Source organism: Planktotalea frisia, assembly GCF_001890925.1.
Lineage (GTDB): Bacteria > Pseudomonadota > Alphaproteobacteria > Rhodobacterales > Rhodobacteraceae > Planktotalea > Planktotalea frisia.
Genome location: NZ_MLCB01000226.1, coordinates 1 through 13293, shown reverse-complemented (window position 1 = coordinate 13293; position 13293 = coordinate 1). Strand labels below are relative to the sequence as shown.

Below are 13293 nucleotides of genomic sequence, written 5' to 3'. Positions count from 1 at the left end.
TCTACGGTCAGACGTCAACCCGTCAAAAGTCGGGTGCTCGAGGACTCTGTGTATAAATAAAATTGTAAAAACGAATGATTTGAGGATTTAGGATGACAAATGCTCATGCGATTTGCGCTGAGGCGAATCTTGATTTTAAAGAGTTGTATTCCTACCAGTACCTAGTAACCCACGGAAAAACGCGCGTTGCGGGACTGAAAGCGCTGCCCTTTGGGCGCTTTACGGCGCATGTTGGCGCAAAGATGCATTCTGCTTTGTTGGTAGATTGCAAAGGTCGTTTCTTTGGATACGTTCTTGGGATCGCGGTTGATAAATCAGGTCTGATCAAAGGCGAACACCGCTTGGAAGAGTTGGACCTAGACGATCCGCAACTTTTCTTGCGATTTGCAGAATATCTTGATGACGTCTCAGGTCGGTACGTCATTTTATGCGGCGCTGGACGGGAGCAACGTGTTTACACCGATCCCGTCGCGATGATTGGCTGCATTTACGACCCCATCAAGAGCCGTGTGGGATCTTCGCTAAACCTCGTGCTTGATCGCCCATTGGTTAATAATCCTAAGACGGATGATGAAGCCATTTTGCAACGAGGCGGCAAATACACTTTGTTTCATACGCAAGATGCTCATGCGAAGCGTATGAACGGAAGCTGCTACCTCGATCTTGATACCATGATAGAAACTCGTTTTTGGCCTCGCACGGATAAATTCGAAGTTCCCGTGGAAGAGTATGGTGCCGTGTATGACGAGATCATCGAAACCGGGCGACATGTTATCGCTGAAATTACATCTGCATTCAAAACAGCTATGCCTTTGTCGGGCGGTCGCGATAGTCGCTTGATCGCAGCGCTTGCGGGCAAACACATTAAGAAGGTCAATCAGGTCTTCACGCACATCACAAATTATTCGACGCGCTATGATGCGAGCGTTGCAGCATTGATGGCCCGGCATTTGAAGGTGCCACACCAAGTGCACAGCTGGCGTGATCCAACGCCTCCCGAACGTTCGCGTTATAAGTACCGTGCCGACCTTCGCGGGTTCCAGACCGCTTTGGGTGCCAAAGCGCCAATGCCCGATGAGCTTGTCAAAAACGTACATCAGTTTCTGGAAGAAGATCAGGTCGTATTACGCGGGCATCTCACAGATTTGCTACGCGCGGTGTATGTCTTCACCAGTAAGCGTAAGCGCTGGAAGGACCTAGACTGGCAAGTGCAACGCCTATTTCCTGTTCAAACGTCGGAGTTTACACCGCAGGTCTATGAAAACTATTTGCCCGATTTTGTCGCTTGGCGTCGCACGCTGCCGCCTTCTGCATTAGAACTGCCTCTCGATTTCATGTTTATCGAAGTCTATTACAACGCAACTGTTGGGTATACGTTCAACGGATTGCATAAACAGTTCTACATGTCGCCGTTTAACAGTCGCCGTTTGATAGAGCTCAGCTTGGCGATCAACGTGGACTACCGACGCACGATGAAGCCTGTGGATGATATCCTTTATAGAATTGATCCGGGACTTTGCGCGATCCCGTATTACAAAGAGGCGGGTTCAGATTTGGGCGTACTGTCTGCCGAACAGCCTTGGCTCGATATCTCGCAAGACCGGATGAATGATGTCAAAGAGCGTTATGACAGCAAATACGTCGAAGCAGATGGGTTTTCAGAGCAATACGAACCTGAAAGAGCGGTTCCTTTGTTGATGGCGTCTTAAGTGAAAAGCCGCTGTTCGGCTCAAGTCTTTGCTACAAATTAGACGGTGCGATGCTTGGGCGAAACAATGTTGTTTTTGCCCTTGCACTTTGATCCAACTTGACGCAAAACGCGCCCAACGGACAGGTGGCCGAGTGGTCGAAGGCGCACGCCTGGAAAGTGTGTAGGCGGGAGACCGTCTCCAGGGTTCGAATCCCTGTCTGTCCGCCACTTACTCTACTTAAGTAATTGATTTTACTGAATAATATAGGTAATTTTAGATTTACAGATACAAAGACGGATACACTTTGTCGGTCACATTCTTTGGCAGCTTACAAACTCCCCGATCGGGCCTAATCGATCAGGATGTGCAGAAACAGATGTTCTTAACCTAAAGTTGTAAATTTAAACGGGTGAGAACTGATGCCTCGTATGCTATCCAGTAGATTGCTTGCATTCCAAACCAGCATATCGATTGCGTGCATCAGCGTTGTGCCGATTGGGCGACTGACGACGTGGTCATCTGTGGGTTGGGATCACTTCAAGGTCCACCGCACCGCCGCACTCGCCGAGTGGCGCGGTCTTTGTGCGGCATAAAATGGCAGGAGGTGCTGGCCTAGTACAGCCGAGTTCGCATTCGTCTGATTAGGGACCCGGCACGCAGATTTCATCAGGGCCAGCGGTTATGGGCACCGCGCACAAAGGCTGGACACATGACCGCAACCTGCAACGATCAATATCAGCTCAAATCAACCCTTTCGTAAACGGAGCAGTCCACACATGACAGCACCGCGTAGATAGGAGAGTCCCAAAACTACGCAGACCTTTGACATGCTAATTTTCCCTATGACACATATCATTCACGCTTCAATATTCTATGGTATGTCTTTCAAGTGTCGCGAGTTTTGTTCGACGAAGCAGGAATGTGGAGGCAAATTGCGCCATGCAATGGAGCGATAAAGGAGGGGAGATATTATGGCGGAGAGGCATATAATTGGCCAGTTCGTCGCGGATGCAAAGCCGCCGCCATTCACGACGACATTTTTCATGTCAGGCAAGGCACTGCGCATGGCCCGTGCGTCAGTGGCCGTGCGGAGTTCAAAAACTTGTGGCAAATCGGCGCCTGGTACCTGAATTTTTCGCGCGCTGGTCCCTGTGGCGATGACAAGCCTGTCGTAGGAAATCGTCGCGCCATCCGCGCAGACAACGCACTTGTCAGCCCGGCCGATCTTGGTGACTTCAACGCCCAAGTTTAGATCGATATTGTTTTGGGTAAAAAAGGCTTCTCCCCGAAGCGGCTGTAGAGCTTTATCTTCCGCCGCCATAAATGATTTGGACAGCGGCGGTTTATGATATGGAAAATCGGGATCGTCAGACACCAAACGAATGCTGTCCATAAACTTCGCGTCGCGCAGGCTGGCGGCCAACTGCACACCGGCATGACCGGCTCCGATAATCACGATCCCTGACATTGCCTAACGCCCTATCACTTGAAAGACGGTGCCATCCATTTCGGGTGTCACCGTCAACTGACAGGTCAGACGGCTGTTATCCTGCATTTGGTCTGCGGTGAATTCTAACGTGTCTCTCTCGCCGGATTGCATGTCCGGCAAAGGGTTCGCGGCTTCGATCACAAGACAATGGCATGTGGCGCACATGCATGACCCGCCACATTCTGCGTCAATTCCTGCAACAACCTTCGCGGTTGCCGCCAGCATGACGTTGTCGCCAATGGTCGCTGTGATCTCTTGGCGCTCGCCCGATGGTTCGATAAAAATCAATTTTGTCATGATGCTCTACTTAAGTGAGCTGGGCCTCAAATAAATTGGCGACCGCCATCCACGATCAGGGTTTGACCGGTAACGAAACCTGAAAGATCCGATGCCAGATAAATCGCCGAGCCCACCATGTCTTTTGCGCCAGCCGAGCGTTTCAGCGCCCCGCGCGTTACGCCGTAGGTTTCAGCATCTTCAATCAGATCAAGGCTGGCTTCAGTGAGGGTAAACCCCGGCGCTATGACATTGGCGCGAATGTTGTCGTCGCCCAGTTCGCGGGCAAGAGAGCGCGTCATGGCTATGACGGCACCCTTTGAGGCGACGTAATGCATCCACTGTGGAGAGCCCGAAAACACAGTGGCCGATGCAACGTTTACAATCGCCCCGGCCCCCGCTTCTTGCATCAAAGGCGTGACAGCTCGCGTCATTTGCCAGACGCCTTTGACGTTGACAGCCATGACTTTGTCCCAAACATCTTCTTCAATCTCGGTGAACGGTTTGCGCTCAAGCCCAGCATAGATCGCGGCGTTGTTGATGAGCACGTCGAGCCCGCCTAAAGTTTCACGGGCAAAGTCGGCCAATGAACGGCAGCTTTGCGCATCAGTCACATCAACCTTTGCGGCATGTGCCTCACCACCAGCGTCATTGATCGCGCACGCCGTTTCTTGGACACCTGCCTCGTTCATATCAGCCGTAATGACGCGTGCGCCGGCTTGTGCAAACTCTTCGGCAAACGCGCGGCCGAGGCCGCCCGCAGCACCGGTCACAAGGACACGCTTTTCTTTCAGGCCAAGTTCCGACATCCTAAATTCCCTTCAAGTAGTGTTCAGACTGCGCCTGTGCGCGGCCAGCCGCAAGCATCGCCCGAGCCATAATCCGGCCTGCATTGGTCAGCATGGTCGGCATGACGAAATCTTCCAGCATCGCCAGCGTTTCATCGGTTTCATAGTCAAACCACCCGCTGATCGTGGCGACACCATGCGGTGAGAAACGCCATGCCTTGTCCGCGTCCTTGACCAATGCGTCTTCTGGTGAAGTCGCGTCTTTAAGCGTGTCATGGCGGTCGATAATCGCAAGGACCACATCAATATCGACACCCACGGGCCTATGGCGGCGCAAGATTTCACCGGCGATTTGCACGCCATGTACCTCGTGTTCGCGTACTAGATCGGGACGCGTCGCATTGGGCCCCACAGCATCTCTCAGCAGGGCAGGATCAATGCGTTTCCAACCGACGTCATGCAGCAAAATCGCGGGCAGCACGGTGGCTTCATCGACGCGCACGTCTTCGGCCAACAAAGCGCGCGCCAACCGGTAAGAAGTCAGCGTATGCACATCGTTGGAACGCACATCAAGAAACGTCTTGGCATCGTTCCAAAGCGGAATATCCCGCGTCAGAAGTGTGTCCGCTGTCACTTCGCCACCTCATAGCTGAGATACATGGTCTTATATTCCAGATAGCTCTCAACGCCGTAACGCCCCTTTTCGCGCCCCACGCCGCTTTCCTTCATACCGCCGAATGGGACGTAATGGGACGAGCGATGGATATCGTTCAACCAGACCGATCCAACCTCCATCCCTTCACAGAGCGTCAGACCTTTTGCGAGGTCACCGGCAAAGACGAAACCGGCAAGACCGTAACGGTTGTCGTTGGCAAGCCGAAGCGCCTCAAACGCATCATCAACAACGCAAATACCAAGAACGGGGCCAAATGTTTCTTCGGTCAGAACCAGCATATCGTGGGTTGCGTCCGCAATGATCGTCGGCGGGAAATAGAAACCGTCATCAAATCCTGTGCCAGTTTTGCGATCACCGCCCAGAACAATCTTCGCGCCCTTTTCGCGGGCATCGGCGACCTGTACTTCGCTGTTTGAATAGATTTTTTCGTTGACCAGCGGCCCCAGATCACCGTCGTCGCCAGCGGGGGCGAGAGTCAACTTTGCTGCCTTGTCGGTCAGACGCGCCAGAAAATCCTCATAGACTGGGCGTTCGACGTAGACGCGGTTCACGCGGTAGCAAAACTGCCCTGAATTGGCGAAACCATGCCGCGCAATCGCAGAGGTGGCCTTTTCCAGATCGGCATCGGCGCAGACAATGGCGGCACTTTGCCCGCCAAGTTCAAGCGTGACGCGTTTCATCGTGCCTGTTGCCGCCGCCGCAATCGCCTTGCCCGCAGCAGTGCCACCGGTGAAGGCTATCTTGCGCGGAACGGGGTGTTCGATCATCGCGGCGCCAATGCCCCGTCCCCGACCCGTTACGACGTTAAACACGCCCGCAGGCAGACCGGCCTTGTGGAAAATTTCCGCCAGCATCAGGGTCGACAACGGCGTGTCCTCGGCGGGCTTCGCCACCATGGTACAGCCTGCAATCACGGCCGCGCCCAACTTGAACATCAACAGCGTCACGGGATAATTGAATGGTGTAATCGCAACCACAACGCCCAACGGATCACGGGTAACAACGGTTTTTTCCCCCGGACCAGAGGCGATCGACATGGTCGCCGTCAGACGCAAACCTTCCTCTGCATAGACATCCAGCAGGTCAGCAGAGCGGGTAATCTCCGCTACACAGGCAAGCAAAGGACGGCCAAGCTCCTTGTTCAGGGTCGTACCAACCAACTCAGCATTGTCGCGCATGGCTTGCGCGCAGGCTTTCTGAATACGGACACGTTCGACCATCGGGACGTGCTTCCAGCTTTCAAACGCCCGCGCGGCGGCCTGAATTGCGATATCGGCATCCGCGGCATCGCCCGCAGGAACAGTGTCAAATACCTCACCTGTGGCAGGCGCGGTGACGTTCTGACGGGCACCCGCCATTGCAGGACGCCAAGCCCCATCGATGAACATATCCATACTGTGTTCCTTAAATTAAGTGAAGCATCAACGCCTTACGTGATGCGATAAGGGTTTGTGTGGCGTATTTGCGTCCAGTTTCGGTTTCCAGCTCGTCTTTTTGGATTTCCAACCGGGCGGCATAGTCGCGCGGCGTCAGTTTAAACCAATCGCAGGCCACCGCGATTCCGGTGACGTCAAAGCGCCATAGTTTATCCGCATCGCGTACAATCCGATCATTCAGGTGGCGGGGATCAGGCCGCGTGTCATGCCCGTCGATAATCTCGCACACCTGCGCGATTGTATCAGCGTTCCAGCCGGTGGCTTTTAGTACGTCTGTTCCCATCCGAACCCCCTCGGTTTCGTGCAGATATCGCATGTCCGATTGCAACATATTGGGGCCGGAAAACCCTTTTTCGATAATGTCTTCCATATCGATCGAATACCAACCGATGTCATGCAGAAGGATTGCAAGCAGGCAAATGTCCTTATCAGCCTCTGGGTAATCGTCCAACAACCGGACAGCCCATCCAAACGACAGCGGAATATGCACATCGTTTTTACGCGCTCGCATGTAGGGTTCCGCTTGTCGCCAAACGGGATCATAGCGTGCAAGATCTAGGGGTTTATCAAGCATGGTTATCTCCGGATTGGTGCAGAACGCGCGAGCGTGCGCGTCCTGCAAAAGCATCAGTCTAAGCAGGTTCGCTAACTCAGGATCGTGACTTTTCCTGTGTTGCCATCCACACGAATGCGATCACCCGTTTTGATCTTCGAACTGGCGGTGCCTGTCCCTGTCACAGCAGGCAATCCATACTCGCGGCACACGATTGCCGCATGGCTCATCATGCCGCCGATGTCCGTGACAGTAGCTTGGATTTTGCCGAACACAGGGGCCCAACTTGGGGCTGTCACGGGAGCAACAAGGATTTCGCCTTGCTGGATTTCACTCAACTGATCAGGACTGCGGATCACCCGAGCCAAACCTTCGACAACACCGGGGCTTGCGGCCATGCCGTTAAGATCACTGTTGTCATCGTCGCCACCCGTCCAGTTCTTGATAGAATCCGATGTGATCCCCCAGAGCATAATGGTGAACGGTTCAGTGATGACCTCTGGCGGGTTATTCAGCGCAGGTTGCGGTGCTTGGGTCGCGAGAGCGTCGATGATTCCACGACGACGGTCAATTTCCTGTGGCCAATGCGTTGGTCCGGCCCAATCACCACCTGTCGCCCACGCATTTCCGTAATCAAAGATCACATCGCGCACTTCGTTGCGGTTGAGGTAGAACATACCGTCTTCGGTTGGCCAGAACCCTTCTTCGTGCAACATTTTGGACAAGGACCGCATCTTTTTCCAGAACACGCCCATCGACCAATGTTCGATGTAGAAGTTGTGATCTTCGACATAAGGATAAACCACGCGCGCCAGACCGAGTTTACCCTGAAATGCCTCAGCGGCTTCCGGCGTCATCATTTCTTGATACTCGGATGTGATACGGTCACGCTCAGAGCGCAGGGCATCCATCGGGCGCTCAATCGTCTCGCCAGCTTGAACACGAACGATATAGTCACGCAAATAGCCAAGCGGGATATCGAGATTTTCATTCCAGTATTTGTCGGTCGAATAGAAACCGTTGCCAGTGGTGTAATTGAACCAAGGGTCCTTGGCCTCTTCCCACGCGGCAACCCATTTCGCACCATTCGCCTGTGCGCCGACAACGGCCAACGCCTCGTCAACGGAACCGGATTTCAGAGCATCCGCGACACCCAGTTCAACGGCTAAGCGGGCTAGCTTTTTCAACTCGTCATCGGGGCGGAACAAATCACTGTCGTGACCTTGCACCATCTTGGCAATCGCTTGATCGGGGATGGTCGGGAACTGTTCTTTCATGAAGCCAAAGAAGTCGAGGTAGGCCGCATAGCCGAGGTTCAGGAATTCAAAGTGGTACTGCCATGTCCGGTAGATCAACTGGATCATACGGTCATAGTTTTCGGTCAAAGCCGTGGTGTTATCGAGGCCAACTCCGTCTTTGACCCACTCCAACGGAACCACATCGGGAAGTTTTTCGAATTCGATCGCTTCCATTTCGTCGATGTTGGCTTTGACCTTTTTATGCCAGTTCTCAAGCAGTGTCGGCCAGTTTTGGAAATAGTGGCCGGCGCGTTCCATAAACTGTGGAACGCGATCACCGATCAATTCGGGGTCCACGCCAATCGGGGACATATACACGTAGCCATTGTGAATGCGGTAATCGACGCCGTTTGCTGGCGGTACCAAATAGTGGCGCGTGTTATACTGCCCCAGACATTTCACCGCAAATTCCACCGTCATCGTATCGAATGGCTTGAACGGATTTGGCCAGTGCTGGCTGTCGCAGAACCAGAACTTCTGATCCTCCTTCTCACGCAGGCTCGGCTGGAATTTCAGATAATACGGGTAAAGCTCTTCCCAGCCTTCGGCACCGGCAGGTGCTTTCAGGTCATAGGCGCTTGGAAACATTGGTGTTTTCGCATCCATTTTCGTTCTCCTCCCAGAGATGTTTTCGTCTTGTTATTTCTTCGATCCGATAGGGTTATTCAGCGCCCCGACCATACCCATCATGCCGGTTGCAAAGCCGGCTTTTGGGGTCTCTGCCACTTTTTGCGCCCAAACGGTTTCGGGTCGGCTTTGCAGGGCCACAAGGTCTTCGCCATCGGGCAGATCAGCATCAAAGGCCCATTCCACATCTTGGGGGCACTTGTTTTGCCGCTCTAATAACTTGGCAAGTTTAGCAACGGCAATCACCTGCGCATCGGTCAGACACTGCGCAGTACGCCGCTCGGCATCCACTTCGCGTTCAACCGTTGTGGCGGCGGCAACGTCAGGGATCAACTCGACATGCTTGTCGGAAATCTTGCGATCAATGATTTCCATCAGAATCTTTTCAACGGTGAAGTTGTCAGGCGTCACAATCCCCGACACCACAAGTTCACCGAGCCCGTAAGAGGCATCAATCACAATCCGCGTGCGATCCCCATTCAGCGGATCAATCGTCATCGCGACACCCGCAGTTTGTGCGTTTACCATTTTCTGGACGGCAACGCTCATCAGCACATCGATCTGGCCGAGTTTGTGATCTTCGCGGTAATTCATGGCGCGCGCCGTAAACAGAGATGCCCAGCACTCACGCACGTGGGCAATCACGGCGTCGGCACCGACAACCCAAAGATAGGTGTCTTGCTGACCCGCGAAAGACGCATCCGGCAAATCCTCCGCCGTGGCGGACGAGCGCACGGCAACGGGCAGATCATTCCCCATCGCCGCATAGTCTGTGCGAATGGCGGCATCGACTTCTGCGGGCAGGTTGTGCGAGCGAAACCGAATTTGAATGGCCTGCGCAGAGCGTTCTAACGATGTCACGTCCGAGAAATCCGTATGTTCCAACTGTGCTTCGATTTCACCGCGTAGGCCGGTGCCTTCAAGCATGGCAAGATACGCATCGGTCGTAACCGCAAATCCAGTGGGAACAGCGACACCGGCTTGGGTCATTTCGCCCAAGCTGGCGCATTTACCGCCGACGCGCGCATGATCGGCCGTGCCAATCCGGCTAAAGGGCAGTGTGAACGCACTCATTTCTGTGCCTCTAATCCAAGATCCACCAACACCTGATTTGGGACGCGGAACGAAATATTGGTTAGATACTCAATGTCTTGCCCTGGCTTCATCTTCATTTTCGGGAAACGTGTCGTCAGTTCGCGCAGCATGATCCCGAATTCCATTTTTGCCAGCTGAAAGCCGATGCAAAAGTGAATGCCGTAGCCGAAGCTAAGATGATTTCGCGCATTCTTGCGATGAATATCAAAGGTTTCAGGGTCTTCAAAAACAGCCGTGTCGCGATTGCCGGAGCCCATGATCATCAGGATGTTCGACCCTTCTGGAATGGAAACGCCCCCGATTTCGGCATCCACCTTGGCACGTCTACGCCAAGATACGATAGAAGGTTCAAACCGCAGAATTTCTTCCGTTGCTGCCGGAATCAGGCTTGGGTCTGCGCATATCGCATCCCACGCATCACGGTTGGACATGAGCGTGATCACGGCGTTGGCCATCAACGTTGTCGTCGTCTCGTGACCTGCAAACAGCACCGAATACATCACACCCGCGATTTCATCGTCTGTGATGTCAGCGCCTGCCGCCTGCGCCTGAACCATATCGGTCGGGAAATCATCGCCCGGCGTTTCTTTGCGCGCAGCGACTAAGCCACGGCAGTAGGCCCAGTATTCGACCATCTTTTGCGCCAGCGGCAACTGTTCTTCGTCCGTAAGGTTGCCCCATGTCAGAACCGCGCGGCTGGTTGCCCAGTCCTTCACCTTTGGCACGTCCTCGTCAGGGATCCCCATCAGCGCAAACAGTACCAACGCCGGAACGTCATATGCAACTTCACGGAAAAAATCGCATTCCCCCATTGCAGCAATTTTCGCTAAGTAGCGATCAACGATGATTTCGATCTTCGGCTGAATGGCCTTGAAACGGCGCGGGCCAAACGCGGACTGCGCAATTTTACGGATGCGGGTGTGTTCAGGGGGGACACGTGCGGACAGGCCAGAGTAAACAGTGAACCCACCATCTTTCATGATCTGCTTACCGACATCACACATCGGGCGCATCGGCGCCTGCGCGTTGTCGGACGAAAACGTGTTCCAATCATCAAACACCGCTTTGACATCAGCGTGCCGCGTCACGATCCAATAGCCCGTTTCCGGGTCCTGAAACACAGGCTGATCCTCGCGAAGCTGCCTCCATTTGGCGTGGGGCGCACTGAGGTCAAAGATATCGTATTTTGCGGTATGGTGCTGTGTCTGAACGCTCATCGTATGTCCTCCCTGACATTCAAGTCGTGTTGAGAATCAGGCTAACACCTTCGCTTTGGTTTTTCTTTGGGAAAGCGAATTCTGTTAAGAAAGGGATTTCATCAGGTCCAACTGCAGCTTTTCTAACATTTCTGTCTCGGGCTGTAGATCCATCGCCTCCATCGCACTCAGGAATTGTCTGTGTTGCCGCTTTATCGCGTCGCCACGCCCTTGGGCATGAAAAATCTGCATCACCTCAGCATGCGCGATTTCACAAACCGAGTCCATTTGCAGCGCCTTCTGACAACTGGTGAGAGCATCACGGAATCGCCCTTGCTGGCGCATTATCATGGCCTTGTCGCGAAGCACCTTGAGCGCCATGTCCTTGAACCAAATCCGTTTGGGCATGACCCAGTTATCCAGCTCGTTCTCGAAATAGATAGTTGGCAAATCCTCAAATAGTTCGCCCGAATACAACCTGTCGGCCGCATCTAGCAAAGACGTCGCTTCGTCGAACTTGCCGGCCTTCGCCAGCGCCTTGGCGCGATTGCAAAGCTGCTCAAAGGCTGCAAGATCAATCCACGTCGCTTCAGGCGGGACAAGTGTATAGTAGTCACCGTTGCGCCTTAAATATGCGGGTTTGCCTAGTGTTTTGCGTAGCATCGCAACCGCGTGATGTAGGCGATTGCGTTTTTTGGTTTCATCGGGTTCGTCAGACCATAAAAGCTCCGCCAAGGTTTCGGACGACGCGCCCTTTTCGCCTCTTTGCAACAAATACGCGAACAGTGTTTTGATCTTCTTTGGCGCACTGCCCTTTAGATCCCATTTGATTTGACTGCCGTCCGACAAATAGACCCGCAATCGCCCAAAACACCTGATCTTCCAGATTTCATCCTCGCCCACACGCGGGCGCAGGCGACGTGGCACCGTGATCCACTGCGGGTTTGCGCCTGATGCCTCGCCGTCGTCTTGCTCGATGATACCTTCATAGTCCGGCACTAAGCGGCCCAATACGAACCCGATTTGTTGCGAAATTGTGGCTCCGGTTTGATAGGCAGGCGGCAGCCAGAACGGATTGTCGTAAAGCCCAGATGGCGCAAGAAAATGGCTGTGCCCACGCACGGCGGCCATCAGTTGATCCTCAATCATCAAGCTGCGCGCGTAGACCGAGATGACGGGCACCTGCGCCTCGGCCACGACGGTGTCACAAAGTCCGCCCCAGCGTTCAAAATTAGCAGCCGCTGCCACAGTCCCCAAACCCCAGCGCATATCGACGATGATGCATCGAGCGCCCTGCGCGCGGGCTGCATCTAGTACGTTTTGAGTAACACCTGCCAGATTGATCGGCACGCCATCCAATTTCGCCTGTCCAAAATCCAGCCGGGCCTGACCTTCCAGTTGAGGCAGAAACTCTGCATCATCGGCCACGATCAGCGCGCCCGATGTCGTTGTCATTTGCCCAAGGGCTTTGGCCAAAAAGGCACTGTCCGCGTCATCATGGATGATCGAAATATTCAATAAGCCCAAGCGGTCAACCATGATCCAAATCACTCTCTTTGCATAAATCGCCAAGACCCTTGGCAAATGTACGCGTCGCGACCGAGGGTACTTCTTCTGCGCGGCTCATGATACCAACCGCTCCACTGGTCGATGCCAAATCTATGTCAAGAACCTTCAGGCGCCCTTGGGCGATATCATCTGCAACAACGCCATAGCTGATTATCCAAACTGTACCCGGATCCGTCAAGGTGACAGCACGCCCGAATGCAGGTGACGCCGTTTCAATCCGATTGCTGAAAAGGGGCACGCCCTGTGCAATCAGATAACGCGCCACTAGGGGCCGGATCGCGGAATCTTTTGGCGGATATCTATAAATGAAACACACGCGAGAAGCGCATGGCCAAAGTCCGCTTTAGCAGTAGCGCTCCAATCGTCTCGCAACTCTAGCGATATTCGGCTTCCCGCCTGCTGTTCTTCGCTGCACTTGCAATACGAGGAGAGCAGCCATTCGTAGCAATTCGTCGAACGTCGTGTTTGTTTAAGGTTTTTCGATGCGGGCCTGAGCGTGATTTCTCCTCTTGGTGCGACGGTGGCCCGCGTTGGGAAACATGACTATACACAGAGTCCTCGAGCACCCGACTTTTGACGGGTTGACGTCTGACCGTAGA

Annotated in this window: 12 protein-coding genes and 1 tRNA gene; 2 read left to right on the top strand and 11 right to left on the bottom strand. The window is 53.7% G+C overall.

All coding sequences use genetic code 11. The features are described from left to right. The first annotated feature begins 92 nt into the window (after positions 1 to 92). Positions 93 to 1709, top strand: a complete 1617-nt coding sequence (locus tag PFRI_RS20545) for an asparagine synthase-related protein (protein WP_072632564.1) — start codon at positions 93 to 95, stop codon at positions 1707 to 1709. A gap of 119 nt (positions 1710 to 1828) precedes the next feature. Further along, positions 1829 to 1918 (top strand) — tRNA-Ser (locus tag PFRI_RS20540). A 644-nt stretch (positions 1919 to 2562) separates the two neighbouring features. Here the strand turns inward: PFRI_RS20540 and PFRI_RS20535 are convergent. The 11 genes from PFRI_RS20535 to PFRI_RS20485 all read right to left on the bottom strand — a co-directional run bounded on the left by PFRI_RS20535 (position 2563) and on the right by PFRI_RS20485 (position 12959). Beyond that, positions 2563 to 3159, bottom strand: a complete 597-nt coding sequence (locus PFRI_RS20535; protein ID WP_084649792.1) for an FAD-dependent oxidoreductase — start codon at positions 3157 to 3159, stop codon at positions 2563 to 2565. 3 nt (positions 3160 to 3162) lie between these two features. Then, positions 3163 to 3477 carry a 2Fe-2S iron-sulfur cluster-binding protein gene (locus PFRI_RS20530; protein WP_072632563.1) on the bottom strand — a complete coding sequence of 105 codons (315 nt, stop codon included), beginning with the start codon at positions 3475 to 3477 and terminating at the stop codon, positions 3163 to 3165. A 26-nt stretch (positions 3478 to 3503) separates the two neighbouring features. Continuing rightward, complete coding sequence (locus PFRI_RS20525; RefSeq protein WP_072632562.1) at positions 3504 to 4265, bottom strand: SDR family NAD(P)-dependent oxidoreductase; 762 nt, start codon at positions 4263 to 4265, stop codon at positions 3504 to 3506. A gap of 1 nt (position 4266) precedes the next feature. After that, entirely contained in the window at positions 4267 to 4878 is a 612-nt protein-coding gene (locus PFRI_RS20520; protein ID WP_072632561.1) for an HD domain-containing protein, read from the bottom strand. After that, positions 4875 to 6314, bottom strand: a complete 1440-nt coding sequence (locus PFRI_RS20515; protein ID WP_072632560.1) for an aldehyde dehydrogenase family protein — start codon at positions 6312 to 6314, stop codon at positions 4875 to 4877. The genes PFRI_RS20520 and PFRI_RS20515 overlap by 4 nt, the downstream gene beginning before the upstream one ends. A 10-nt stretch (positions 6315 to 6324) precedes the next feature. Continuing rightward, positions 6325 to 6930, bottom strand: a complete 606-nt coding sequence (locus PFRI_RS20510; RefSeq protein ID WP_072632565.1) for an HD domain-containing protein — start codon at positions 6928 to 6930, stop codon at positions 6325 to 6327. Positions 6931 to 7001: 71 nt separating this feature from the next. Continuing rightward, entirely contained in the window at positions 7002 to 8813 is a 1812-nt protein-coding gene (locus PFRI_RS20505; protein WP_072632559.1) for a PEP-utilizing enzyme, read from the bottom strand. Between the two features lie 33 nt (positions 8814 to 8846). Further along, a complete protein-coding gene (locus PFRI_RS20500; protein ID WP_072632558.1) occupies positions 8847 to 9908 on the bottom strand; it encodes a PEP/pyruvate-binding domain-containing protein in 1062 nt (353 codons plus the stop codon). Then, positions 9905 to 11146 carry a cytochrome P450 gene (locus PFRI_RS20495; RefSeq protein WP_072632557.1) on the bottom strand — a complete coding sequence of 414 codons (1242 nt, stop codon included), beginning with the start codon at positions 11144 to 11146 and terminating at the stop codon, positions 9905 to 9907. Before PFRI_RS20495 ends, PFRI_RS20500 begins: the two co-directional genes overlap by 4 nt. A gap of 84 nt (positions 11147 to 11230) precedes the next feature. Further along, the gene (locus PFRI_RS20490) at positions 11231 to 12664 is read right to left on the bottom strand and encodes an AfsR/SARP family transcriptional regulator (protein ID WP_072632556.1); all 1434 of its coding nucleotides are present in this window, start codon (positions 12662 to 12664) and stop codon (positions 11231 to 11233) included. Further along, positions 12657 to 12959: a type 2 periplasmic-binding domain-containing protein gene (locus PFRI_RS20485; protein ID WP_245812504.1), complete on the bottom strand. Its 303-nt coding sequence runs from the start codon at positions 12957 to 12959 to the stop codon at positions 12657 to 12659. Before PFRI_RS20485 ends, PFRI_RS20490 begins: the two co-directional genes overlap by 8 nt. Positions 12960 to 13293 lie beyond the last annotated feature (334 nt).